The organism is Microbacterium sp. GQ128, from assembly GCF_059758615.1.
The window spans coordinates 764,578-788,226 of the sequence record NZ_JCAXDY010000002.1; the positions used below are offsets into that span (position 1 = coordinate 764,578).

The 23,649-nt window shown below is 69.6% G+C and carries 21 protein-coding genes and 1 riboswitch; of the genes, 15 read left to right on the forward strand and 6 right to left on the reverse strand.

What is annotated here, in order from left to right:
* The first annotated feature begins 36 nt into the window (after nt 1-36).
* Together AC6CHX_RS09695 and AC6CHX_RS09700 are read left to right on the forward strand one after the other, a co-directional pair.
* Nucleotides 37-1,764, forward strand: a complete 1,728-nt coding sequence (locus AC6CHX_RS09695; RefSeq protein WP_498272634.1) for an ABC transporter ATP-binding protein — start codon at nt 37-39, stop codon at nt 1,762-1,764.
* Nucleotides 1,761-4,025, forward strand: a complete 2,265-nt coding sequence (locus tag AC6CHX_RS09700) for an ABC transporter ATP-binding protein (RefSeq protein ID WP_498272635.1) — start codon at nt 1,761-1,763, stop codon at nt 4,023-4,025. The genes AC6CHX_RS09695 and AC6CHX_RS09700 overlap by 4 nt, the downstream gene beginning before the upstream one ends.
* Nucleotides 4,026-4,216: 191 nt before the next feature.
* Here the strand turns inward: AC6CHX_RS09700 and AC6CHX_RS09705 are convergent, their stop codons facing one another.
* Nucleotides 4,217-6,049 carry a D-alanyl-D-alanine carboxypeptidase family protein gene (locus AC6CHX_RS09705; protein ID WP_498272636.1) on the reverse strand — a complete coding sequence of 611 codons (1,833 nt, stop codon included), beginning with the start codon at nt 6,047-6,049 and terminating at the stop codon, nt 4,217-4,219.
* A gap of 81 nt (nt 6,050-6,130) precedes the next feature.
* Nucleotides 6,131-6,240, forward strand: a riboswitch (TPP riboswitch).
* Between AC6CHX_RS09705 and AC6CHX_RS09710 the strand changes: the two genes are divergently transcribed.
* The 3 genes from AC6CHX_RS09710 (at nt 6,234) to AC6CHX_RS09720 (ending at nt 9,123) form a co-directional block, all read left to right on the forward strand.
* Nucleotides 6,234-6,878, forward strand: a complete 645-nt coding sequence (locus tag AC6CHX_RS09710; protein ID WP_498272637.1) for an ECF transporter S component — start codon at nt 6,234-6,236, stop codon at nt 6,876-6,878. Its footprint overlaps the riboswitch before it by 7 nt.
* Entirely contained in the window at nt 6,878-8,335 is a 1,458-nt protein-coding gene (locus tag AC6CHX_RS09715; protein ID WP_498272638.1) for an ABC transporter ATP-binding protein, read from the forward strand. Before AC6CHX_RS09710 ends, AC6CHX_RS09715 begins: the two co-directional genes overlap by 1 nt.
* Nucleotides 8,332-9,123 carry an energy-coupling factor transporter transmembrane component T family protein gene (locus AC6CHX_RS09720; protein ID WP_498272639.1) on the forward strand — a complete coding sequence of 264 codons (792 nt, stop codon included), beginning with the start codon at nt 8,332-8,334 and terminating at the stop codon, nt 9,121-9,123. The genes AC6CHX_RS09715 and AC6CHX_RS09720 overlap by 4 nt, the downstream gene beginning before the upstream one ends.
* Before the next feature lie 23 nt (nt 9,124-9,146).
* On the opposite strand, the gene AC6CHX_RS09725 is transcribed toward AC6CHX_RS09720, so the two are convergent.
* Entirely contained in the window at nt 9,147-9,881 is a 735-nt protein-coding gene (locus AC6CHX_RS09725; protein ID WP_498272640.1) for a phosphotransferase, read from the reverse strand.
* Nucleotides 9,882-10,098: 217 nt separating this feature from the next.
* Here AC6CHX_RS09725 and AC6CHX_RS09730 point away from each other — a divergent pair, with 217 nt between their 5' ends.
* Nucleotides 10,099-10,857, forward strand: a complete 759-nt coding sequence (locus AC6CHX_RS09730) for an SDR family NAD(P)-dependent oxidoreductase (RefSeq protein WP_498272641.1) — start codon at nt 10,099-10,101, stop codon at nt 10,855-10,857.
* 133 nt (nt 10,858-10,990) lie between these two features.
* On the forward strand, nt 10,991-11,821 hold the full coding sequence (locus tag AC6CHX_RS09735) for an SDR family oxidoreductase (RefSeq protein ID WP_498272642.1): 831 nt from the start codon (nt 10,991-10,993) through the stop codon (nt 11,819-11,821).
* A 128-nt stretch (nt 11,822-11,949) separates the two neighbouring features.
* On the opposite strand, the gene AC6CHX_RS09740 is transcribed toward AC6CHX_RS09735, so the two are convergent.
* The 4 genes from AC6CHX_RS09740 to AC6CHX_RS09755 all read right to left on the reverse strand — a co-directional run bounded on the left by AC6CHX_RS09740 (nt 11,950) and on the right by AC6CHX_RS09755 (nt 15,022).
* Entirely contained in the window at nt 11,950-12,699 is a 750-nt protein-coding gene (locus tag AC6CHX_RS09740) for a sulfite exporter TauE/SafE family protein (protein ID WP_498272643.1), read from the reverse strand.
* Nucleotides 12,696-13,391, reverse strand: a complete 696-nt coding sequence (locus AC6CHX_RS09745; RefSeq protein WP_498272644.1) for an ankyrin repeat domain-containing protein — start codon at nt 13,389-13,391, stop codon at nt 12,696-12,698. Before AC6CHX_RS09745 ends, AC6CHX_RS09740 begins: the two co-directional genes overlap by 4 nt.
* Before the next feature lie 40 nt (nt 13,392-13,431).
* Entirely contained in the window at nt 13,432-14,070 is a 639-nt protein-coding gene (locus tag AC6CHX_RS09750; RefSeq protein ID WP_498272645.1) for a bifunctional 4-hydroxy-2-oxoglutarate aldolase/2-dehydro-3-deoxy-phosphogluconate aldolase, read from the reverse strand.
* A 190-nt stretch (nt 14,071-14,260) separates the two neighbouring features.
* Nucleotides 14,261-15,022: a GntR family transcriptional regulator gene (locus AC6CHX_RS09755; RefSeq protein ID WP_029261211.1), complete on the reverse strand. Its 762-nt coding sequence runs from the start codon at nt 15,020-15,022 to the stop codon at nt 14,261-14,263.
* A 173-nt stretch (nt 15,023-15,195) separates the two neighbouring features.
* On the opposite strand from AC6CHX_RS09755, the gene AC6CHX_RS09760 reads away from it, so the two are divergent.
* From AC6CHX_RS09760 to AC6CHX_RS09795, 8 genes are all read left to right on the forward strand, one after another.
* Nucleotides 15,196-15,897, forward strand: a complete 702-nt coding sequence (locus tag AC6CHX_RS09760; protein WP_051662376.1) for an MgtC/SapB family protein — start codon at nt 15,196-15,198, stop codon at nt 15,895-15,897.
* Between the two features lie 71 nt (nt 15,898-15,968).
* Nucleotides 15,969-16,877: a TIM barrel protein gene (locus AC6CHX_RS09765; protein WP_498272646.1), complete on the forward strand. Its 909-nt coding sequence runs from the start codon at nt 15,969-15,971 to the stop codon at nt 16,875-16,877.
* Nucleotides 16,874-18,037, forward strand: coding sequence for a Gfo/Idh/MocA family protein (locus AC6CHX_RS09770; RefSeq protein WP_498272647.1), 1,164 nt, complete (start codon nt 16,874-16,876; stop codon nt 18,035-18,037). The genes AC6CHX_RS09765 and AC6CHX_RS09770 overlap by 4 nt, the downstream gene beginning before the upstream one ends.
* A 62-nt stretch (nt 18,038-18,099) precedes the next feature.
* Nucleotides 18,100-19,509 (forward strand): extracellular solute-binding protein, encoded by a 1,410-nt coding sequence (locus AC6CHX_RS09775; RefSeq protein ID WP_262001676.1) that lies wholly within the window; start codon nt 18,100-18,102, stop codon nt 19,507-19,509.
* Between the two features lie 2 nt (nt 19,510-19,511).
* A complete protein-coding gene (locus AC6CHX_RS09780; protein ID WP_498272648.1) occupies nt 19,512-20,462 on the forward strand; it encodes a carbohydrate ABC transporter permease in 951 nt (316 codons plus the stop codon).
* Nucleotides 20,459-21,313 carry a carbohydrate ABC transporter permease gene (locus AC6CHX_RS09785; protein WP_498272649.1) on the forward strand — a complete coding sequence of 285 codons (855 nt, stop codon included), beginning with the start codon at nt 20,459-20,461 and terminating at the stop codon, nt 21,311-21,313. The genes AC6CHX_RS09780 and AC6CHX_RS09785 overlap by 4 nt, the downstream gene beginning before the upstream one ends.
* Nucleotides 21,313-22,386: an ABC transporter ATP-binding protein gene (locus AC6CHX_RS09790; protein ID WP_498272650.1), complete on the forward strand. Its 1,074-nt coding sequence runs from the start codon at nt 21,313-21,315 to the stop codon at nt 22,384-22,386. Before AC6CHX_RS09785 ends, AC6CHX_RS09790 begins: the two co-directional genes overlap by 1 nt.
* On the forward strand, nt 22,386-23,642 hold the full coding sequence (locus tag AC6CHX_RS09795) for a CehA/McbA family metallohydrolase (protein ID WP_498272651.1): 1,257 nt from the start codon (nt 22,386-22,388) through the stop codon (nt 23,640-23,642). The genes AC6CHX_RS09790 and AC6CHX_RS09795 overlap by 1 nt, the downstream gene beginning before the upstream one ends.
* Nucleotides 23,643-23,649 lie beyond the last annotated feature (7 nt).

Sequence of the window (23,649 nt, forward strand, 5' to 3'; positions counted from 1 at the left end):
AAACCCGCCGTTTCATCCTTCCTAGAAAGTCCGCCTGTGCTGGGAAAAATCCTCTTCCGCTATCTCTCCCGATATCGGTGGCTGCTGCTCGGCGTGCTGGTGTTCCAGCTCGCCAGCGCTGCGGCGACCCTCTACCTCCCGCGCCTGAACGCCGACATCATCGACAAGGGCGTCGCCCAGGGTGACACCGGCTACATCTGGGGCACGGGACTGTTCATGCTCGCGGTGTCGCTCGGGCAGATCATCGCCTCGATCACGGCGACGTACTTCGCCGCGCGCGCCGCGATGGGTGCCGGGCGCGACATCCGCGCCGACGTCTTCGGCAAGGTCAGCGGGTTCTCCGAGCGCGAGGTGTCGCAGTTCGGCGCCGGCTCGCTCATCACCCGCAACACCAACGACGTGCAGCAGGTGCAGATGCTCGCGATGATGGGCGCCACCATGCTCGTCACCGCCCCGCTGCTCGCGATCGGCGGCATCATCTTCGCCGTCCAGACCAACGTCGGCCTCAGCTGGCTGATCGCCGTCTCGGTGCCCGCGCTGCTCATCCTGGCCGCGCTCGTGATCGGCCGCATGGTCCCGCTGTTCCGCAGCTACCAGGGCAAGCTCGACAACGTCAACCGCATCATGCGCGAGCAGCTGACCGGCGTCCGCGTCGTGCGTGCGTTCGTGCGCGAGCGCATCGAAGAAGACCGCTTCCGCGGAGCCAACACCGACATCATGGTCGTCGGCCGCAAGGTCGGCTCGCTGTTCGTGCTGCTGTTCCCGCTGTTCATGCTCATCCTCAACGTGACCGTCGTCTCGGTCATCTGGTTCGGCGGCATCGAGGTCAACAACGGCACGGTGCAGGTCGGCACGCTGTTCGCCTTCATGCAGTACATCGGCCAGATCATGGGCGGCGTCATCATGGCGAGCTTCATGGCGATGATGATCCCGCGCGCCGCCGTCTCGGCCGAGCGCATCGGCGAGGTGCTCAACTCCGAGTCGACCCTGGTCCGTCCCGAGAACGGCGTCACCGAGTTCCCGGTGCCCGGGTCCGTGGCGCTCGACGATGTCGAGTTCACCTACCCCGGTGCCGACTCCCCGGTGCTCCGCGGCATCAGCTTCGCCGCCGAGCCGGGTGAGACGGTCGCGATCGTCGGATCCACCGGTTCCGGCAAGACGACGCTCATCTCGCTCATCCCGCGCCTCTTCGACGTCTCGGGCGGTTCCGTGCACGTCGGCGGTACCGACGTGCGCGACGCCGACGTCGAGTCGCTGTGGGACAGCATCGGCCTCGTGCCGCAGCGTCCGTTCCTCTTCACCGGCACCGTCGCGTCGAACCTGCGCTACGGACGCGAGGAGGCGACCGACGAAGAGCTCTGGCATGCGCTCGACATCGCGCAGGGTCGCGACTTCGTCGAGGAGATGCCCGACGGTCTCGAGTCGCGCATCGCTCAGGGCGGCACGAACGTCTCGGGCGGTCAGCGTCAGCGCCTCGCCATCGCGCGTGCGATCGTGCACCAGCCGAAGATCCTCGTGTTCGACGACTCGTTCTCGGCACTCGACCTCACGACCGACGCCCGGCTGCGCCAGGCGCTGTGGCGAGAGCTCCCGCACGTGACGAAGATCGTGGTCGCCCAGCGCGTCTCCACGATCACGGATGCCGACCGCATCGTCGTCCTCGACGGCGGCACCATGGTCGGCGTCGGCACACATGAGGAACTCCTCGAGACGAACGACACCTACCGAGAGATCGTCGAGTCGCAGCTGGGGGTGGACGCATGAGCGAGCAGAACGAAGAACCGGGCAAGGTCAAGCGCGGCCGCAGCCGCGGCAAGGCGACGACGGCTGTCGCCGAGGTCGAGCTGTCGGCCGAGGAGCAGTACGAGGCCGAGCTCGCCGAGCAGGCGCGTCAGAACTCCGGCGACTGGGACAGCGTGGCACCCGGCAAGGCCGACAACTTCGGGCCGAGCTTCGCGCGCATGATCGGGCTGCTGAAGCCCTCCGCGATCTGGTTCGTCTTCGTGTCGATCCTCGGCGCCATCGGCGTCGTGCTCACGGTCGCGGCCCCCAAGGTGCTCGCCGAGGCGACCAACCTCGTCTACAAGGGCTTCATCTCGATCCAGCTCGGGCAGCCGAACGGCGACTTCCCCGGGTTCCCGGCGGGTACACCGCAGGACGTCGTGATCGATGCGCTGCGCGGGGCGGGTCAGGACGACTTCGCCAACCAGGTCGGAGCGCTGGGCGACTTCACGGTCGGCCAGGGCGTCGACTTCGAGGCGCTGCGCCTCGTGATCGCCGCGGTGCTGGCGATCTATGTGGCTGCGGCATTCCTCACCTGGATCCAGGGCTACGTCATCAACGTGATCATGGTGCGCACCATGTGGCGACTGCGCGAGTCGGTCGAGGCGAAGATCAACCGCCTGCCGCTGGCGTACTTCGACAAGGTGCAGCGCGGTGAGCTGATCTCGCGCGTCACGAACGACATCGACAACATCACGCAGACGATGCAGCAGTCGCTGTCCGGTGCCCTCACCTCGGTGCTCACCGTGATCGGCGTGCTCGTCATGATGTTCTCGATCTCGTGGCAGCTGGCACTCGTCGCGCTCATCACGCTGCCGCTCATGGGCGTGATCTTCGGCATCATCGGACCGCGTTCGCAGAAGGCCTTCGGCACGCAGTGGCGCAAGGTCGGTCGACTGAACGCCCGCGTCGAGGAGGCGTTCTCCGGCCACGCGCTGGTGAAGGTCTTCGGACGCGAGAAGGATGCTCTGGACAAGTTCCAGGTCGAGAACGAAGAGCTGTTCCAGGCGAGCTTCAAGGCGCAGTTCCTCTCCGGCATCATCATGCCGGCGATGATGTTCGTCGGGAACCTCAGCTACGTGGGCATCGCGGTGCTCGGCGGCCTGATGGTCGCGAACGGCCAGCTGCGTCTCGGCGACGTGCAGGCGTTCATCCAGTACTCGCAGCAGTTCACGCAGCCGCTGTCCGAGCTGGGTGGCATGGCCGCGGTGGTCCAGTCGGGCACGGCATCCGCCGAGCGGGTGTTCGAGCTGCTCGACGCCGACGAGCAGGAGGCGGACGACGCCGATGCTCCCGAGCTCGTCGAGGGCAAGGGCGTCATCGAGTTCGAGAACGTCGCGTTCTCGTACACGCCGGAGCGTCCGCTCATCCGGGACCTGTCGTTCCGGGTGGAACCGGGCCAGACGGTCGCGATCGTCGGTCCGACGGGTGCGGGCAAGACGACACTGGTCAACCTGATCATGCGCTTCTACGAACTCAGCGGCGGACGCATCACGCTCGACGGTCAGGACATCGCCGAGGTGACCCGCGACGAGCTGCGCTCGCGCACCGGCATGGTGCTGCAGGACCCGTGGCTGTTCGCCGGCAGCATCCGCGAGAACATCCGGTACGGTCGCTCCACGGCGACCGACGAAGAGGTTCTCGCCGCCGCCAAGGCGACGTACGTCGACCGCTTCGTGCACGCCCTCCCCGAGGGTTACGACACGGTGCTCGACGAGGATGCCGCGAACGTCTCGGCGGGTGAGCGTCAGCTCATCACGATCGCCCGGGCGTTCGTCGCGCAGCCGTCGATCCTCATCCTCGATGAGGCCACGTCGGCCGTCGACACCCGCACCGAGCTGCTGCTGCAGCACGCGATGGCCGCGCTCCGCGAGGGGCGCACGTCGTTCGTGATCGCGCACCGGCTGTCGACCATCCGCGACGCCGACCTCATCCTCGTGATGGAGCACGGCGACATCGTGGAGAAGGGCACGCACGACGAGCTCATCGCCGCGCAGGGCGCCTACTGGCGTCTGTACCAGTCGCAGTTCGAGCAGGCGGCGACCGACATCGACGCCGAAGACGCGCTCACCGGATCGACGCCCCTCGTCGTCACCGGAGAGGCCGATGCCGACGAGAGTGCCAAGGAAGAGGCCGCCGCCGTCGCCGGAGCATCGGTCGGCGCCCAGGTGCCGGCTGCCGAGACCGCCGCCGCGCAGGCTCTGCTCGATGACGGGGCCGACGGCTCCGCTCCTCGCGGCTGATCCGCCGCACGCGCATCACAGAACAGCGCCCCATCCCGCACCCGCGGGGTGGGGCGCTGTGCTGTGCACACCCTTCCCTCGCTTTCCTCGCATCCTGCCGTGCAAAGCCGATACGCAGCAGGTGAGGAGTCAAAGAACGCCGCCTCCCAAGGCCCGGAGGCGGCGTTCTTTGACTCCTCGGGGCGAGCGAGTCAGCGGGCGTCGGTGGTGATGCCGAGGAGCTCGAGCGGGTGGGTCAGACGCCACCAGGGGCTCGGACCCTCGACGTCTTCGGCCAGGACCAGGGGAACCGTCGCGCTGTCGAGCGGGCCGACGGCGGTCATCGTTCCCACCGTGCCGTCCTCGTCGCGCTCGTCCGCGAGGTCGAAGGTCGGGGTGGCCGTTGCGAGGGCGCCGTTCCACAGCACCACATCGGCGTCGGACTCGGTGATGACCTCGACGTCCTCGCCCCACAGCGTCGTGACCCGACCCACGACCGTGCCCGCAGCGACCGCCGGACCCTGCGCCTGCAGCGCGGCCTCCGTCTCGGCGAACAGAGAGCGGGTCAGGGCGAGCCGCTCGTCGTCGCCCGCCTGGTTCAGCGCGGCGGCGTACAGCTGCACGGTCGTGTCGCCGACGGTCACATCCTTCGCCGTGAGCAGATTCCAGCCCACCAGCGTGCCGGTCTTGATGCCGACGACTCCCGGATCGGCGAGCATCCCGTTCGTGTTGACGACCGTGCCCGCGCCGGGCAGATCCACCGATTTCGTGCCCACGATCTCCGCGAACACCGGGTTCTGCATCGCCAGCTCACCCAGCGCGATCAGCGACTCGGGCGTCGAGACGTTGCGCTCATCGAAGCCGGACGGGGTGACGACCGTGATGCCGGTGAGGTTGCGCTCGCGCAGCCAGATCTCCGCGGCGGACGCGAACTCGCGGTCGGAGCCCCAGATCTCGGACGCGAGCCGATCGATGTAGTTGTTCGCCGACCCGAGGAGCGTGCCCTGCAGCAGCTGGTACTCGGTCAGCACGCCGTCGACGGGCACATCCAGCGCGGACTGATCGCTGCGCCGGTAGTCCCAGTACTCCACGCTGTCGCCGTAGTCGAAGCGGAACTCGGGTCCTTGTTCGCCGAGTGCCAGCGGCATCCGGTCGAGCACCATCAGGCTGCTCACGACCTTGGTGATGCTCGCGATGCTCACCGCGGCGGGACTCGAGGCCGCCGTGCTCAGCCCGCCGATGCCGACCGCCGCGCTGCCCTCGCCGGGCCAGGTGAGCGCAGCCGCGGCGGCGGGGACGGTGGTGAATTCGACGGACTGCACCGTGGGCGGCACTTCGTGCAGGGGCCACAGCATCGTCGTGCCGGCGTAGGCGGCGACGATCGCGACGAGGGTCGCCAACGGCACGAGGATCCCCGGGCGGGCGATCGCCGGCCGCAGGTGGGCACCGCGCATCAGGCCGCCCGTCTGCTCGGCCTCGGCCGGCTCGTCGAGAGTCGCGAGAGGCGGATGCGCGGCGACTGTCGCGGCATCCACCCAGGTCAGGGCCGTCGCTCCGGTCGTCTCGTCCGCCCACTGCGGTGCATTCGCATCGAGGAGAGCACCCGCGTCATCCGCCGGCTCCTCGGTGACCGTTCGCTCCGTGGGGACGAACGGGGGCTTGGTCAGCGGGGGCGTCGCCGGTGTCGGGGGCTCAGCAGGCGCTGCGGGCTCCACGGGCTCAGCAGGCGCTGCGGGCTCCGCGACGGGTCCGGAGGCCGACTCGGGTTCCGGCTCGACGTCGCCCCCGGGCGACCGCGGTGTCGTGAACAGCGCTCCGATCGCCGCGGAGTCGACGGGGATGGCCGGGGACGCGGCGGTATCCGGGGGTCGCACGTCGCCCGCGAACAGGCGGTCGGCGGCGAAGGCGGAGGTGTCGCCGGAGGCCGCAGATGGAGCATCCCCGGCGACCGGCAGGTCGTCGACACGTCCGGAGGGGACGGCATCCGGCGAGCTGTCGGCATCGACGACGCCCGTCGCCTCGTCGGCGGGATCTGAAGCGGTCACTCGTTTACGGTACCCAATCCCGGGCGCGTTGCGCGGCGCACGGCTCGTCTCCCGCGGGGTGTCGTGAGCCGGTAGAATCTTCAGCACAACCACGGGAGTCCGGCGAGCCGGGCTGAGAGGGAGCGAATCGCGCTTCGACCGTCGAACCTGATCTGGGTCATGCCAGCGCAGGGAGGAGTTCAGAATGAGCACGTCCACGTCCGCATCGGCGTCCGCGAAGGCCCAGGCCACGTCCCCGGCCCGGAGCTACCTGCGCTGGCGCATCGTCGACATCGTCGTCGCCAGCGTCATCGGCGTCGCCGCCGGCCTGATCTTCCTCGCGTGGAACGTCGGCTACCTCGGGCCGAAGGCGCTGCTCGAGCCGCTGCTCCCCGGAGTTCAGGGGCTCCTCGACGGCCCGTGGCTCTTCGCCGGCGTCCTCGGCGGACTGATCATCCGCAAGGCGGGCGCGGCGATCTATGTCGAGTTGCTCGCGGCGGTCGTCTCGGCCCTCATCGGCAACCAGTGGGGCGGATTCCTCACGCTCGAAGCCGGGCTCGTGCAGGGCCTCGGCGCCGAGCTGGTCTTCCTGCTCTTCTTCTACCGTCGCTGGTCGCTCCCGGTCGCGATCCTCGCGGGCGCGGGTGCCGCGCTCGCGGGCGGGATCAACAACCTCGTGCTCTGGTACGCCGGATCGGGGCCCGCCTTCACGACGATCTACCTGATCAGCACGGTCATCTCCGGTGCCGTCATCGCGGGTGCGCTGTCGTGGGTGCTGGCGCGAGGCATCGCCGCGACCGGAGCGCTCGACCGATTCGGCTCCGGGCGCGAGGCGCGCGTCCGCGTCTGATGGCGGCGGATCACACCATCCCCGCCGCCGTCGAGGCACGCGGCTGGGGGTGGCGCCACGGGAGTCGCCTCGCCTGGGCGCAGAGCGACGTCTCGTTCCGCATCGACCCCGGTGAGCGCGTGCTCGTGCTCGGCGCGTCCGGTGCGGGCAAGTCCACCCTGCTGCACGGCCTCGCGGGCGTGCTCGGCGGCGAGGAGGAGGGCGAGAGCACGGGCGAACTCCTCGTCGACGGTGCTCCCGCCGTCGCCATCCGGGGGCGCGCCGGCCTCGTGCTGCAGGACCCCGACTCGCAGGTGATCCTGGCGCGAGCGGGCGACGACGTCGCCTTCGGCTGCGAGAACCTCGGTGTGCCGCGGGAGCAGATCTGGCCGCGGGTGCGGTCGGCGTTGGATGCCGTCGGCCTCGACGTGCCGCTCGACCACCCGACCAAAGCGCTCTCGGGTGGGCAGAAGCAGCGGCTCGCGCTCGCCGGCATGCTCGCGATGCGCCCCGGGCTCGTGCTGCTCGACGAGCCGACCGCGAACCTCGATCCGGCCGGGGTGGTCGAGGTGCGCGATGCGGTGGAGCGGATGCTGCAGGCGCAGCCGGCGACGCTCATCGTCGTCGAGCACCGCCTCGAGGTCTGGCTGCCGCTCATCACCCGCGTGATCGTGATCGGCGCCGGGGGAGTGGTGGCCGACGGAGCACCCGGCGAGGTGCTCGGCGACCAGGGGGCGCGCCTCGCGGCCGACGGCGTGTGGGTGCCGGGGCATGCTCCGGCTGCACCCCCGCCCCCACGCGGCGTGCCGGGGGAGACGCTGCTCTCCGCCCGCGGGTTGGCCGTCGCCCGTGTCAAGGGGCGCCCGGTCGCCACCGGCATCGACCTCGACGTGCGCGCCGGCCACGCGCTGGCGATCACCGGCCCGAACGGGGCGGGCAAGTCCACGCTCGGGCTGACCCTCGCGGGACTCCTCCCACCCGCGGCAGGCGAGCTGACGGCATCCGCCCCCCTCGCCGCCGGGGCTGACCCCTCGCCGATCCGCTGGGCCTCGCGGGATCTGCTGACGCGCATCGGCATGGTGTTCCAGGAGCCCGAGCACCAGTTGCTCGCGAAGACCGTGCGCGACGAGCTGGCCGTCGGGCCCCGGGCGCTCGGCATGACCGAGGACGAGATCGCCGTGCGCAGCGACGAGCTGCTCGCGCGACTGCGCCTGACCCATCTCGCCGCCGCCAACCCGTACACGCTCTCCGGTGGCGAGAAGCGCCGCCTCACGGTCGCCGCGGCCATCGCGACCAGACCACGGGTGCTCGTGCTCGACGAACCCACCTTCGGGCAGGACGCACGCACCTGGGCGGAACTGGTCGCCATGCTCGCGGCGCTCCGCGACGAGGGGTCGGCGATCGTCACGATCACCCACGACCTCGATGTCGCGCGGGCGCTGCACGCCGAGCGGTTCGAACTCGGGGGCACATCATGACGCTGCTCGACACGCAGGCCCGCACCGGAGCCCTCGCCGCCGTCAATCCGGTGGCCAAGCTCGGGGTCAGCGCGCTGATCGCCGTGCCCCTGATCCTGACGCTCGATCCGGTGTCGGCATCCGTCGCGCTCGTGCTGGAGTTCGTGCTGTTCCTGTTCGCGGGGATCGGCTGGCGCGAGTTCTGGATGCGCACCTGGCCGGTCTGGCTCGCCGCACCCCTGACCGGCCTGACCATCGCGCTCTACGGCGAGACGAGCGGCACCGTCTATGTCGACTGGTTCGTGCTGCGGATCAGCGAGGGATCGCTCGCGCTCGCGCTCGCCACGATGCTGCGGGTGCTCGCGATCGCGCTGCCCTCGGTCGTCCTCTTCATCACGGTCGACCCGACCGACCTCGCCGACGGTCTCGGGCAGATCCTGCGACTTCCCGCCCGGTTCGTGCTCGGCGCGCTCGCGGGGCTCCGGATGGTGGGGCTCTTCCTCGACGACTGGCGTGCGCTCGAGCTCGCCCGCCGGGCGAGAGGCGTGGCCGATCGCGGCCGCATCCGCCGGTTCCTCGGCATGGCGTTCGCGCTGCTCGTGCTGTCGATCCGGCGCGGGGCGAAGCTCGCCACCGCCATGGAGGCGCGCGGCTTCGGAGCGCCGGGCCGCCGGACCTGGGCGCGCGAGTCGCGGTTCGGGACGGCCGAGTGGATGCTGCTCGCCGTGGGGGCCGCGATCTCGGGTATCGCGATCGCCGCCGCCGTCGCCACCGGGGCGTGGAACTTCATCCTCGGCCCCGGGTCCTGAGCCGAGCGGGCGTCAGCTCCGGATCAAGCCGCGTTCCAGAGCTCTCGGTAGTAGGCGAGGCGCTCGCGGTCGGGCTCGACGCCGTAGGCCTCGATGAGCGCATCCTCCCAGCCGGGGCCGTAGTTCCACTCGGTGCTCATGGCGGCGACGGCGATGTCGGCCCAGCGGTCGGCCACGCCGAGCAGTGCCAGGTCGACGTGCGCGAGCCAGCGTCCGTCGTCGCCCAGCAGCGTGTTCGGGCAGCACGCGTCACCGTGGGCGACGACGAGGCGGTCAATCTCGGGCGCGGTCCGCAGCTCGTCCGGCACGACGATGCCGCGCCGCTCGGCGTTCTCGATGCGCGACGACACGCTCCACTCCCACGGGCAGTCCGCCACCGGAAGGGCGTCGTGCATGGCGCGGAGCGCTTCGCCGACGGCACGGACGGCGACCGCGGGTTCGGCGACCCACCGCGGGTGCACGGCGCTGAGCCCGTCGAGCGCGGCCGTGACCATCCACTCGTGCGTCTCGTCGCCGCCGCTGTCGAGCACGGTCGGCACCGTGATCCACCGTGACGCCCACCGCATCCGCTCGGCCTCGTCGCGCAGCGTGAACTCGAGGTTCCGGGGGCCCCACTTGATGAAGAACGGATCGCCCTGGCCGGTCGCGCGGAAGGTCAACCCGCCGTCGTTGTTCCGCCACACGCACTCGAGCTCGGCGCCCCGGGCGAGGAGTCGGACCCGTTCGGGGACGGCGATGTCTTCGGTGGGGATGGTCATGCCCCCATCCTGCCGCAGGCTTCGGACGCGGCGACCGATATCTGCGGGAGGCTTCGGGCTGCGGGACCGTTCTCCGTCGAGGCCGTGTCGTAGGCTCGCTCTGAACGCGGTTCCTGTGGGCGGACGTCACCCGTTTCGTGGTGGAACCAAGAACCACGTAGGCTGAAACCGCGTTCCAGCGAAGCATGTCGCAACGACGTTCGAAGGAGAACTTCAGATGCAGATCAGCGGTCAGGGTGCACTCATCACCGGAGGGGCCTCCGGTCTCGGACTCGCCACCGCGCGCCGGCTCGTCGCGGCCGGAGCACACGTCACGATCATCGACCTCCCCTCGTCGAAGGGGGCGGAGATCGCGGACGAACTCGGCGGACTCTTCGTCGCGGCCGATGTCACGAGCGCCGACGAGGTGCAGGCGGCCGTGGCAGCCGCGCAGTCCGCGGCCCCGCTGCGCGTCGTCGTGAACTGCGCCGGCATCGCCCCGCCCGCCAAGGTGCTCGACCGCGAGGGCAACCCCGCCGTGCTCGCCGACTTCGAGCGCGTGATCCGCATCAACCTCGTCGGCACGTTCAACGTCATCTCGCAGGCATCCGCCGTGATCGCGAAGAACGAGCTGCACGACGAGGAGCGCGGCGTCATCGTGAACACCGCGAGCGTCGCCGCATTCGACGGCCAGATCGGTCAGCCCGCCTACTCCGCGTCCAAGGGCGGCGTGCACGCGATGACCCTTCCGGTGGCGCGGGAGCTCGCGCGCCACGGCATCCGGGTGTGCACGATCGCGCCCGGGATCATGGAGACCCCGATGCTGATGGGCCTCCCGCAGGAGGCGCAGGACTCCCTCGGGCAGCAGGTGCCCTTCCCCGCCCGCCTCGGCCGCCCCGACGAGTATGCCGCCCTCGTGCAGCAGATCGTCGAGAACGGCTACCTCAACGGCGAGACCATCCGCCTCGACGGCGCCATCCGCATGGCGCCGCGCTGACCCCCAGCCCCCCAGCCCCACATCCCCGCACCCCCACGCTCCGGTCGCAGTTTCTGCCGCTCTCGCAGCTCGCAAGCGGCAGAAAGTGCGACCGGAACACGTCAGAACTCGCGACAAGAACCCGGGAGAAACCATGTCCCTTGCCGGAAAGACCATCCTGATGTCGGGCGGCAGCCGCGGAATCGGACTCGCGATCGCGCTGAGGGCAGCCGCCGACGGTGCGAACATCGCGATGCTCGCGAAGACCGACACCCCGCATCCGAAGCTCGAAGGCACCATCCACACCGCCGCGGAGCAGATCCGGGCGGCCGGGGGCAACGCGCTCCCGATCGTCGGCGACGTGCGCGACGACGACGACATCACCGAAGCGGTCATGAAGACGCAGGGCGAGTTCGGCGGCATCGACATCGTCATCAACAACGCCAGCGTCATCGACCTCTCGCGCTCGCTCGACCTGGGCGCCAAGAAGTACGACCTGATGCAGGACGTGAACGTCCGAGGCACCTTCATGCTCTCCCGTGCGGCGGTGCCGATCCTGAAGGATGCCGAGAACCCGCACATCCTCTCCCTCTCGCCGCCCCTGAACCCGACGCCGAAGTGGCTCGGCGCGCACACGGGGTACACGCTCGCGAAGTTCGGGATGACGCTGGCGACGCTCGGCCTCGCGGCGGAGTTCGCGCGCGACGGGATCGCCGCCAACACGCTGTGGCCCCGCACCACGATCGCGACCGCGGCGGTGCAGAACCTGCTCGGCGGCGACAAGGTCATGGACGCGAGCCGCACGCCCGAGATCTACGCCGATGCCGCGTACGCGGTGCTCCTCAAGCCCGCGGCGTCGTACACGGGGCAGTCGCTCATCGTGGAAGACGTGCTCGAGGCCGACGGAGTGACCGACTTCTCGAGGTATGCCGCGATCCCCGGCACACCCGACAGCGCGCTGTTCCCGGACATCTTCCTCGACTGAGACGCGTCCGTCCGCCCGCATCCGCATCCGCCCGCGCCCTCATGCGCTGAGGGGTCGAGACACGCCCCATCGCGCGAGCGGTGCGCGGCGTGTCTCGACCCCTCAGCAGTGGGTGTGGGCCCGAGCGCTCAGATCAGCAGATACACCGCGCCGAGGATCGTCAGCACGATCACGATGCGGTCGAACACGCGCTGGTTCATCCGGCGCGCGACCCGCAGGCCGAGCAGCGCCCCGATCACCACGAGCGGGGCGAGCACGGCATCCATCAGCAGCACCGGTGCATGGAACAGCCCGAGGCCGGCGAGGAACGGCACCTTGATCACGTTGATGATGGCGAAGAACCATGCCGACGTGCCGAGGAACACCTGCACGGGCGTGCGGGTGGCCAAGAAGTACATCGACATGACCGGCCCGCCCGCGTTGGCGACCATGGTCGTGAAACCGCCGAGCGTGCCGTAGGCGCCCGCGAGCACGATGCCTCCCGACGGCGGGGTCACCGTGTCTGTTCTGCTCTGCCGCCACCGCCGCCAGAGGGTCACCGCGATCATCAGCAGCAGGATCACGCCGATCGCGCGGCGGACCACCCCGTCGCCGGCGAGTGCGAGGAACGCGAATCCGACGAGGAGTCCCGCGATGACCGCGGGCGCCAGGCGCAGCAGCGTCGGCCAGTGGGCATGCCGGCGGTAGGCGAAGAGCGCGAACAGGTCGCCGACCATGAGCAGCAGCAGGGTCGCGGCCGTCGAGGTGCGCGCGGGCAGGACCGCGGCGAACAGGGCGATCGCCAGGATGCTGCCGCCGGGCAGCGCCGTCTTCGAGATGCCGATCGTCACCGCGGCCACCGCGAGCGCGGCCCATGCCCACGGGTCGAGGGCGATCACCGTTCGAGCTCGGCGACGATCGCGTCGTAGCCGCGGGCCTTCGCGAGGTCGACGGGCAGCACCCCGTCGCCGTCCGGGATGCCGATGTCCGCACCGCCGTCGAGGAGCGCGCGCACGACCTCGACGTAGCGGGAGGAGCCGTCACCGAGCACGATCGCCTCGTGCAGCGCGGTCCAGTTGAGGTTGTTCACGTGGTTCGGGTCGACGCCCGCCTCGAGCAGGATCTCGACCGTCGGCAACAGTCCGCGTTCGGAGGCCGGGATCAGCGCGGTGCCGCCGAAGCGGTTCGTGCTCGTCAGGTCGGCGCCGTTCTCGAGCGTCAGGCGCAGGATCTCGTCGTGCCCGCGAGCGCCGGCGTACAGGTAGGCGGAGTCCTGAATGTCGTCCTTGGCGTTCACGTCGGCGCCGGCCTCGATGAGAGCCTGCGCGGCGTCGACGTGGTTCGCCTTGGTCGCGGCGACGAGGGCCGTCATTCCGCCGTCGCCCCGCGCCTCGAGGTCTGCGCCGTCACCGAGCGCCGCGCGCACGGCATCCGCGTCTCCGGTGGTGGCCGCGACGAGCAGATCCTGAGTGGCGTCGGTCATGGAGGCCTCCGGTGTCGGTGTCGGTGCGGACGCGTCGGGGTTCGCGGTGCACGCCGTCGTGGTCAACAGGGCGGCCACGAGTGCGCTCACGAGAATGTTCCGTCGCATGCGTCTGGTATACCAAACGATGCTGAATGCGATCGGGCGATCAGCCGCGTGCGGCGGTGAGCGCTGCCGCGAACCGGCCGGCGCGCTGCTCGATGTCCGCCCAGTCGGACGCCGCGACCGATGCGCCGTTGGCAAGGTCGCCACCGGCGCCGACCGCGACCGCACCCGCCGCGAACCACGCCGCCAGGTTGTCGGGGCTCACGCCGCCGGTCGGCATGAGCGGGGCGTCGGGGAACGGGCCGCGCAGCGCGCCGAGGTACGACGGGCCGCCGAGCGACGCCGGGAAGATCTTCACGACGTCGACGCCGAGCTCGAGCGCGCTCATGACCTCGGTGGGGGTCATGGCTCCGGTCATCACGACGCGTCCGGTGTCGAGCATCGTGCGGGTCAGGTGGGGGAGCGTGCCGGGGCTGACGAGGAACTCCGCTCCGGCATCCGCCGCCGCTGCGGCCTGCGCGGCGGTCGTCACGGTTCCGGCGCCGACGTACGCGGCGTCGCCGTGCCGGGCGATGAGCTCACGGATGACGGCGGGCGCGTCGGGTGTCGAGAAGGTCACCTCGATGCCGGTCACCCCGCCGCGGATGATCGCCTCGGAGGCCTCCAGAGCCAGCTCGGGGGATGAGGCGCGGAGTACGGCGAGGATGCCGGTGCTGCGGGCGCGGTCGAGACGGTCGGTCATGAGGCTCCTTGCGGTCGGGGACGGTTCCATTCTCCCTCGCCAGGGAGCCGCTTCCGCGCGCCGCGGGTGCCGGGCTGTCGCGCTCAGCTGCGGTGCGGAACCCAGGCGCCGATCAGGAGCTTCGACTCCTTCAGGCCGAGGCCCGTCTGCTCCCGGAGCAGCTTGATCGCGCCGATCCGGGGCTTGCGGACTACTTGGCGACGAGCGTGGTCTCGAAGCGGTAGAGGTCGGGCCGGTAACAGTGGTGGCCGAACTCGATCGCGGCCCCCGACTGGTCGAACGAGATGCGCTCCATCGTCAGCAGCGGCCCGCCGGCTTCGATCTCCAGCAGCTCGGGCTCGTCCGCCTCCGCCCGCCGCGCTCCGATCTTCTGCTTGGCGACGCGGATGGCGACACCGCGCGCACGAAGCACCTGGTAGAGGCCGCGCGATTCGAGCTGCTCCGACGAGATGTTCGCGAACTCGCCCGGCAGGTAGTTCTCCAGCACGGCGACGGGGACGCCGTCGGTGCTGCGTCGTCGGCGCAGGTGCAACACCTCGGTGCCGGGGGCGAGCGCCAGCGCGGCCGCGACCTCGTCGGATGCCGCGATGACCTCGTGGGTGAGCACCTGCGTCCCCGGTTCGTGATGGGCGCTCTGCAGGTCTTCGAACAGGCTGGTGAGCTCGACCTGGCGCGTGACGGATCCCTGCACGACCTGGGTGCCGATGCCGCGGCGTCGCACGAGCAGACCCTTGTCGACGAGTTCCTGGATGGCGCGTCGGATGGTGGGTCGCGACAGGCCGAGCTGCTCGGCGATCGAGACCTCGTTCTCGAGGCGGGCGCCGGCGGGGATGGCGCCGGATTGGATCGCGCTCTGGAGCCGGGTCGACACCTGGAAGTAGAGCGGGACGGGTCCCGTGCGGTCGATGTCGGCGAACAGATCGTTCGGCCACGGAGTGACGAGATCGGCCATGGTGCTCCGCTTTCTGTGAGGGAGTCATATTGTAGCGACAATCATACGATCGGCCCGACCTCCTCTTTTCCGGCGGATCCTGGCGGTGAGGCGCGCAGATTCTTCTGTTTCCGAGCCGGCCGGGGTCCGCAAAGATGCATAAAGTGCTATTGTTCGGACATGGTGGAGTTCTCGTGAGCATCGTGGGGGATCCGCACCTGCTCGTGGAGCTCGGTCTCCTCGCCCTGGCGTTCGTGCTCTCGCTCGCCGTCGGAGTCGAGAGGTCGCGCAAGCTCAAGAGCGCGGGGCTGCGGACCCACGTTCTGGTGGGCATCGGGTCGGCGATATTCACGCTGATCTCGGCGTATGGATTCGAGGGCGTGCTGGGTCCGGACGTGGCCGTCGATCCCTCCCGCATCGCGGCGCAGGTGGTCTCCGGCATCGGCTTCCTCGGCGCCGGTGTCATCTTCGTGCGCAACAACGCCGTCTCCGGGCTGACCTCCGCCGCGACCATCTGGGTCGTGGCGGCGATCGGCATGGCGTGCGGGGCCAACATGCCGCTGCTGGCGATCGCCGGCACGGGGCTGCATCTGCTGACGGTCGGTCCCCTGTCGCGGGTGCGAGACCGCGTGCGCCCCGAGCCGGAGCGGCTGCGCGTCACGCTGCAGTACGAGTCCGAGCGCGGTGCCATCCGTGAGGTGCTCGCCGCCGCCGAACGCCGCGGTCTTCCCGCCACGCTCCTCGGTGCCGCACGGATCCACGGCGACTCCGACATGCGCGCGACGCTCGAGTTCGCGGAGGCTTCGCCCGAGATGCGGTCGGAGCTGATCGACGCGATCGCGCGGCTGGACGGGGTGCGGTCGGTCGTCGTTCAGGGCTTCTCGGACGACGATTGATGCATATGTAATTACCTGCTAACATTTTCACCGGGCCTCGGGTCCACCGTTCAATGGAGAAAGGAAATCGAGTGATCCGTATCGCGAATGCGCCGGTGAGCTACGGAGTCTTCGAGCTGGCTCGGCCGGATCTCGTCGCTCTCCCCGACGGGGAGGAGCTCGCGCGCTGGATCAGCGAAGCCGGCTACCAGGGCATCGACCTCGGTCCGGTCGGCCTGCTCGGTCGCGGGACGGATCTCACGGATCGCCTGCAGAGGTACGGCCTCGAACTCGCCGGCGGATGGATCGATCTGCCCTTCGCGGGCACCGATGACGAGTTCGAGCGCGCGCTCGCCGACCTCGACGGCATCCTCGACGTCTTCGTCGCCGCCGCGGAGACCGGTCCCGTCCTCGCCCCGCTCCCGACCCTCGCCGACTCCGGCAGCGCCGAGCGCAAGGCACGCCCCGGTGGTGCTCCCGAGCTCACGCTCCGCGGCGACGACTGGGCCCGGTTCGCCGATCGCGTGAACATCACGACTGCCCGGGTGCGCGGCCGCGACCTCGAGCCCACGTTCCACCACCACGCCTGCACCTACGTGGAGACACCGGAAGAAGTCGACGCGCTGCTCGAGACGACCGATGTCGGACTCACCTTCGACTCCGGTCACCTCCTCATCGGCGGAGGCGACCCGCTGCCCGACTACCGTCGTTGGCGCGACCGCATCAACCACCTGCACCTGAAGGACGCGCGCACGCAGATCCTGCGTGAGGCGCTGCAGACCGACGACCCGATGCGGTCGGTGTGGGAGAAGCGCGTCTTCGTGCCTCTGGGCGATGGCGACCTCGCCGTCACCGAACTCGTCGACGAGATCATCGACAGCGGATACGACGGATGGCTGATCGTCGAGCAGGACGTGGTTCCCCGCTCCACCGCCGAGGTCGAGCAGGCCAAGGCCGAGCAGATCGCCAACCGCGACGCCCTCCGGAAGTGGTTCGCATGAGCATCACGCGCGTCGCCGTCATCGGACTGGGAGCGATCAGCCAGAGCGTCCACCTGCCGCTGCTGCGCCGGAACGCCGAGAGCTTCGAGATCGCCGCCCTCGTCGACCTCTCCGCCGAACGCACCGCCGACATGGCCGCCCGCTACGGGGTCGCCGACGACCGTCGGTTCTCGTCCGTCGACGCCCTGATCGCCGCGAAGGACGAGGGCGCGCTCGTGATCGACGCCGCCATCCTCGCCACCACGGGCTCTCACGCGGGCGACACGCTGCGCCTCGTGCGGGCCGGCATCCGGGTCCTCGCCGAGAAGCCCCTCGCGTACTCGCTCGCAGAACTCGACGCGCTCGACGCCCACGCCGCAGAGGCGGGGATCGACCTGCGCGACTGGGTGCGCGTCGGCTACATGAAGGAGTACGACCTCGCGTCCCTCCGAGCCAAGGAGCTCCTCGCCGACGTCGACCTGCGCGCGGTGAGCGTGCAGGTGATGCACCCGCTGGACGGTTCGCAGCTGGAGTTCGCCCGCCTCGCGGCGCCCACCGGCGACGTCTCCCGCGAGACCCTCGCGCCGCTGATCGACGCCACGTCGGCGATCGTCGACTCGGCCGTCGGCTCCGACCTCCCCGTCGACCTGCGCACGCTCTACACGAACGTCGTGCTCGGCTCGATCGTCCACGACGTCGGACTGCTGCGCATGCTCGTCGGGGGTCTGGGCGACGTGGACTTCGCGCAGCACTGGGGGCGGAAGATGCCCGGTTCGGTCCACCTGCGCGGTGCACTCGCCCGTGACGAGACACCGTGGACGCTCGACTGGCACTACATCGACGCCTACCCCGACTACCAGGAGACCGTCACCTTCCACCACGAGACCGGCTCGATCGAGCTCGTCTTCGGGGTGCCGTATGTGACCAACCTCCCCACGATCCTCCGTGTGACCGAAAACCACCCGGAGCTGGGTATCCGCGTGAGCGAATCGCGCTGGATGCAGCAAGAGGCTTTCGAGAACGAGCTGTTCGCGCTGGCGGCACTGGTCCGCGGCGAGCGCCCCGTCGGGGCGAGCGTCGAGGAGTCGATCGCCGATGTGCACGTCGGGCAGCGGATGATCCGCGCGCTCGCGCTCTCGAAGGGCTTCGCACTCGACCCGAGCGCCGAAGCCGCGCAGTAGTCACCCCCACCCGAGACCGAGCGGCATCCGCTCGGCGATCAGCGACACAGAAAGGTCCAGAAATGGTCACGAATGGAAAGCGCCGCCTTCTTGCGGCGTTCGCCCTCACCACTGTCGGTGCGGTCGTCCTCGCCGGCTGCTCCGGAGGATCAGAGCCGGAGGCCGAGGAGGAATCCGGACCGGTCACCCTCACCCTCACGACCAACTCCATCACCGGCGGCAAGAATGCCGCCGAGGCGGATTGGATCGCGGACTGGGTCATCCCCGAGTTCGAGAAGGCCATGAAGGCGGAGGACAAGGACGTCACCGTCGAGTTCCAGCCCCAGGGCGTCGACGACGAGGACTACAAGACCAAGATCGCCCTCGACCTGCAGTCGGGCAAGGGCGCCGACATCATCGGCATGGACGGCATCTGGGTCGGCGAGTTCGCCGAGGCCGGGTACATCAAGCCGCTCGCCGATGTCGGCGGAGACGCGGTCGACGACTGGGACGGCTGGGCGCAGATCCCGGATGCCGTGCAGAACGCCCTCTCGTTCGACGGCGACCGCTACGGGGTGCCGCAGGGCGCCGACGGCCGCGTGCTCTACTACAACAAGGATCTCTTCGCGCAGGCGGGGCTCGACGAGGACTGGGCTCCCGAGAGCTGGGACGACATCCTCGACGCGTCGCGCGACCTCAAGAAGCTCGACGGCGTCACCCCGATCCAGCTCAACGCTGGCACGGCGATGGGCGAGGCGACCACCATGCAGGGGCTGCTGCCCATGCTGGTCGGCACCGGCGAGCAGGTCTACGAGGACGGCAAGTGGATCGGCGCGACCGACGGCATGGAGAAGGCGCTCGACCTCTACGAGACCATCTACGTCGACGAGGGCCTCGGCGACCCGGTCCTCCAGCAGGAGGCCTCGGGACGCGACACCTCGTTCCAGCTCTTCGCCGAGGGCAAGATCGGCATCCTGCTCGAGGGCGACTACTTCTGGCGCTCCGTGATCAACCCCGAGGAGGGCGTGGGAACCGCCCCCATGGCCGACCGTGACAGCGCCGTCGGCTACGCCAAGATCCCGGCGGTCGAGCCCGGCGAGGGCATCGACGGTCAGGACTTCGTCTCGATGTCCGGGGGAACCGGTCGTGTGCTCAACCCCAACTCGAAGCACGCCGAACTCGCGTGGGAGCTGCTCGCCTTCATGAACTCTCCCGAGGCGTATGAGGCGCGTGCCGCCGGCACCCTGGCGATCTCGCCCCGCAACGACGTGAACGAGAAGCTGCTCTCCTCCGACCCGATGCTCACCTTCGTCAGCGAAGAGGTGCTGCCGATCACGGCCTACCGCCCGGGACTCGCGGCCTACCCGCAGGTGTCGGTGCTGCTGCAGCAGGCCACGCTCGACGTCGCCACCGGAACCTCGGTCGACGATGCACTGAAGACCTACGTCCGTGGTCTCGAAGGCGTCGTGGGTCCGGACGCGATCTCCGAGTGACCATGACGCAAGCAACGATGCCGGCGGGGAGCGTCACCACTCCCCGCCGGCGCCGCGCAGAGGATGTCGCGGGTCTCGGTCGGGCCAGGGCCACGCTCTTCGCGGCGCCCGGTCTGCTCCTGATCGGACTGTTCCTCCTCTTCCCGGCGATCTGGACCGTCTACCTCGGGATGACCAACTACCGGTTGACCGGCTTCGCCGCCGCCAACCCGGAGTTCATCGGCCTGGACAACTTCTCAACGGCTCTCAACGATCCGCGCTTCTGGAACTCGCTGTGGCTCACGCTCGTCTTCGTGCTCGTCTCGGGCATCATCGGGCAGACGATCCTCGGCTTCGCGCTGGCCTGGATGCTGCGCAACGTGCGTGCGGGGGTGAAGACCTTCATCGAGACGCTCGTGCTCGCCGCCTGGGTCATCCCCGCCTCGGTCGCCTCGTTCCTCTGGCTCGCGCTCCTGGATCGGCGCACCGGCACCCTGAACTCCCTCCTCGGCACCGAGGGGGCGGCGTGGCTGATCGAGCACCCGATGGAGTGCATCATCATCTTCAACATCTGGGTCGGGACCGCGTTCTCGATGCAGCTGTTCTCCTCGGCGATCAGCGCCGTGCCGCCGTCGCAGCTCGAGAGCGCGCGCATGGTCGGTGCCAACACCTGGCAGCAGCTGCGCGACGTGATCCTGCCCAACATCAAGGGCCATCTGCTGACCAACACCCTGCTGATCACGCTGTGGACGTTCAACACCTTCACGCCCTACCTGCTCACCGCGGGCGGGCCGAACGGTCAGACCGACATCCTGTCGGTGTACATCTACCAGACCGCCATCCCCGGCGGGCAGCTGGGCCTCGGTGCAGCGATCTCGCTCATCATGCTCCTCATCAACCTCGTGATCGCGCTGATGTACACGCGCGTCTCGCGGGGTAAGAGCACCAAGAAGAAGAAGAAGGTGACCTCATGATGACCACCATCAAGACGGTCGTGCGCGACCGCTCGGTGACCCACTTCGCCTCGCGGATCCTGTTCACGGTCGTGCTCGTCATCGTGTCGCTGTTCTTCGCGCTGCCGATGGTGTGGCTGCTCCTGGCGCCGTTCGATGCGACGCCGTCGCTGACGGTGTCGTGGCCGGACTGGACGCTCGACAACTTCGCGCGGCTGGTCGAGAATCCCTACGCGATGAAGTCGATCCTCAACTCGCTGATCCTCGGGGTCGGCACCATGGCGCTCGTGATCGTCCTCGGCGCCCTGGCGTCGTATGCGATGAGCCGGATCAGCATCCCCGGCCGCGACGGCATCCTCTACGGACTGCTGCTGCTCTCGTCGATCGTGACGGGGACAGCGGCCATGGTTCCGACGTTCCAGCTGATCAACCAGCTGCAGCTGATCAACACCCACGTCGGCGTCATCCTGGTGCTGGCGGGCGGGATCCTGCCGACGGTGATCTTCATCCTCAAGGACTTCATGGACTCGATCCCGAAGTCGTACGAGGAGTCGGCGCGGCTGTACGGCGCCGGCCCGTTCCGCATCCTCAAGGACATCGTGGTGCCGATCGCCCGACCGGGTCTCGCGTTCATCGCGATCTGGACGATCGTGCAGGTCTGGGGCAACTTCCTCGTCCCGTTCCTGCTGCTGCGCACACCCGACATGCAGCCGGCCGCCGTGCTCATGTACACCTTCTACACCGAGAGCGGCCAGGCCGACCTCCGTCTGATCTCGGCGTTCTCGCTGGTGTTCTCGGTGCCTGTCCTGCTCATCTACTTCTTTGTGAACCGTCGCTACGGTTTCCGCTTCCACGGAGGGATCAAGTCCTGATGGCCGCCATCATTGCAACCGAACTCGTCAAGGAGTACCCCGGCGGGGTGCGCGGCGTCGACAGTGTCGACGTCGAGATCGCGGACGGCGAGTTCTTCGCACTCCTCGGCCCCTCCGGCTGCGGGAAGACCACGCTGCTGCGGTCGATCGCCGGGCTGGAGAGCATCTCCTCCGGAAAGCTCACGATCGGCGAGAAGGACGTCACGAACGCGGAGCCGGGCGAGCGCGGCGTCGCGATGGTCTTCCAGGACTACGCGCTGTTCCCGCACATGGATGTCGGCGACAACATCGCCTACCCACTGCGGATCCGCCGCGTGGGGAAGAACGAGCGTCGCACGACGGCCGAGTCGGTGGCGAACGGGCTGTCGCTGAACGGACTCATCGAGCGCCGCCCCGGCCAGCTCTCCGGCGGACAGCAGCAGCGCGTGGCCCTCGCCCGCGCCGTCGCGACCCGACCCGACGTGCTGCTGCTCGACGAGCCGCTGTCGAACCTCGACGCCCGGCTTCGCCTCGAAGCGCGGACGTTCCTCAAGGAGCTGCAGCGCGACCTCGGCGTCACGACGGTGTTCGTGACCCATGATCAGGCCGAGGCGCTCGCACTCGCCGACCGGATCGCGGTCATGAAGTCGGGCAAGCTCCAGCAGATCGGCTCGCCGCGCGAGATCTTCCACCGCCCGAACAACACCTTCGTCGCCGGGTTCATCGGCTCGGTGCCGATGAACCTGCTCGAGACCGCGGTCTCGGGCGGAACCGTTCGGATCGGCGAGTCCGAGGTGGCGGTGCCCACGGAAGCCGCCCCCTCGGCGCGCGACGGGCAGACCGTGATCTGGGGCATCCGTCCCGAGTACCTGCGCTGGTCGACCGAGCCGGTCGAGGGCGGCATCGCCGCCGAGGTCGTCGTGACCGAGACCCTCGGTGCGACGAGCCTGGTGCTGGTGAGCGCCGGAGAGCACAAGCTGCAGGTCGTCGTCCCCGAAGAGCAGGAGCCGGCGCCGGGCGACCGCGGCTGGATCGTCCCGCAGCTCCACCGCGTCCTGCTGTTCGACGCCGAGAGCACCGAGCGGATCGGCTGATGAGCACCATCCGCACCACCCTGCACCTCACCCATGAGATCCAGAACGCCGACCGCTACGTGCGGGTGCCGTTCGACGTGCCCGCGGGCACCGACTCGCTCGAGGTGCGCATCTCGTATGACAGCGAGGCGGCGGTGATCGATCTCGGCTGCGAGGGCGCCGCAGGGTGGCGCGGATGGTCGGGCGGAGCGCGGACCGCCTATGTGATCCGCACCGACGACGCCACGCCCGGGTACCTGCCGGGGCGTCCCGAGGAGGGGGAGTGGAACGTGATCCTCGGCGTGCACCGGCTGAGTGCCGGCGGCGCCGACATCACGGTCGAGATCTCCCTCCCCGCGGAGTCCGGGATCGACCACGGCCCGGATGCGGCCCCCGTGACCGGAGTCCCTCGGGGGAGTTCGAGAAACCTCCCGGCGCCGGCCGGCCTGCGCTGGTTCGCCGGCGACTTCCACGCCCACACTCTCCACTCGGACGGCCGCGAGAGCATCTCGGGCCTTGCGGCACTGGGCGCGAGAGCCGGGCTCGACTTCCTCGCCGTCACCGACCACAACACCACCAGCCACCACGCGCACCTTCCGGGTGTGGGGATGCAGCACGCCATCACACTGCTCCCCGGGCAGGAGGTGACCACGCACCGCGGCCACGCGAACGCCTTCGGCGACATCGGCTGGATCGACTTCCGCCGCCCCGCCCAGGAGTGGGTCGACGAGGTTGAGCGTCGCGGCGGCGTGCTCAGCGTGAACCACCCGATCTCGGGGGACTGCTCGTGGCTGCATCCGCTGGAGCGTACCCCGCGGGCGATCGAGCTGTGGCACTCGACCTGGTACCGGGAGCTCATCGCGACCTCGCCGCTCGCCTTCCACGAGCGGTGGGACAAGGATGCCGTGCTCCTCGGCGGCGCCGATTTCCACATGCAGAGCCAGGGCATCGGCCCGGGAACCCCGACCACCTGGGTCGCGGCGGAGGACGCCTCGCCCGAGGCGATCCTCGCCGGAGTCGCCGCCGGGCGCACCGCCATCATGGGCGGGGTGACCGTGCGCGACGGGCTCACCGTTCCGGGCCTCTTCACCGCCCCCGTGCTCCTGCGCATCGAGGACGAGCTGCTCGCCATCGACGCGGACGGACTGATCCTCGTCGACGGTGCCGGCGAGCGTCGCTCGGTGCACGGCGATCGCGTCGCGTTCCCGGCGGAGCGCTCCGCCGGCCCCCACTACCTGCTGCACCCCGACCGCAGCATCGCCGCCCTGTGCGCCTGACCGGCCG

Bases quoted from the DNA above. Each gene is read 5' to 3' on its own strand.
- AC6CHX_RS09700 (WP_498272635.1), top strand. From the start codon at position 1,761: ATGAGCGAGCAGAACGAAGAACCGGGCAAGGTCAAGCGCGGCCGCAGC.
- AC6CHX_RS09710 (WP_498272637.1), top strand. From the start codon at position 6,234: ATGAGCACGTCCACGTCCGCATCGGCGTCCGCGAAGGCCCAGGCCACG.
- AC6CHX_RS09715 (WP_498272638.1), top strand. From the start codon at position 6,878: ATGGCGGCGGATCACACCATCCCCGCCGCCGTCGAGGCACGCGGCTGG.
- AC6CHX_RS09720 (WP_498272639.1), top strand. From the start codon at position 8,332: ATGACGCTGCTCGACACGCAGGCCCGCACCGGAGCCCTCGCCGCCGTC.
- AC6CHX_RS09725 (WP_498272640.1), bottom strand. From the start codon at position 9,881: ATGACCATCCCCACCGAAGACATCGCCGTCCCCGAACGGGTCCGACTC.
- AC6CHX_RS09730 (WP_498272641.1), top strand. From the start codon at position 10,099: ATGCAGATCAGCGGTCAGGGTGCACTCATCACCGGAGGGGCCTCCGGT.
- AC6CHX_RS09735 (WP_498272642.1), top strand. From the start codon at position 10,991: ATGTCCCTTGCCGGAAAGACCATCCTGATGTCGGGCGGCAGCCGCGGA.
- AC6CHX_RS09745 (WP_498272644.1), bottom strand. From the start codon at position 13,391: ATGCGACGGAACATTCTCGTGAGCGCACTCGTGGCCGCCCTGTTGACC.
- AC6CHX_RS09750 (WP_498272645.1), bottom strand. From the start codon at position 14,070: ATGACCGACCGTCTCGACCGCGCCCGCAGCACCGGCATCCTCGCCGTA.
- AC6CHX_RS09755 (WP_029261211.1), bottom strand. From the start codon at position 15,022: ATGGCCGATCTCGTCACTCCGTGGCCGAACGATCTGTTCGCCGACATC.
- AC6CHX_RS09770 (WP_498272647.1), top strand. From the start codon at position 16,874: ATGAGCATCACGCGCGTCGCCGTCATCGGACTGGGAGCGATCAGCCAG.
- AC6CHX_RS09775 (WP_262001676.1), top strand. From the start codon at position 18,100: ATGGTCACGAATGGAAAGCGCCGCCTTCTTGCGGCGTTCGCCCTCACC.
- AC6CHX_RS09780 (WP_498272648.1), top strand. From the start codon at position 19,512: ATGACGCAAGCAACGATGCCGGCGGGGAGCGTCACCACTCCCCGCCGG.
- AC6CHX_RS09785 (WP_498272649.1), top strand. From the start codon at position 20,459: ATGATGACCACCATCAAGACGGTCGTGCGCGACCGCTCGGTGACCCAC.
- AC6CHX_RS09790 (WP_498272650.1), top strand. From the start codon at position 21,313: ATGGCCGCCATCATTGCAACCGAACTCGTCAAGGAGTACCCCGGCGGG.
- AC6CHX_RS09795 (WP_498272651.1), top strand. From the start codon at position 22,386: ATGAGCACCATCCGCACCACCCTGCACCTCACCCATGAGATCCAGAAC.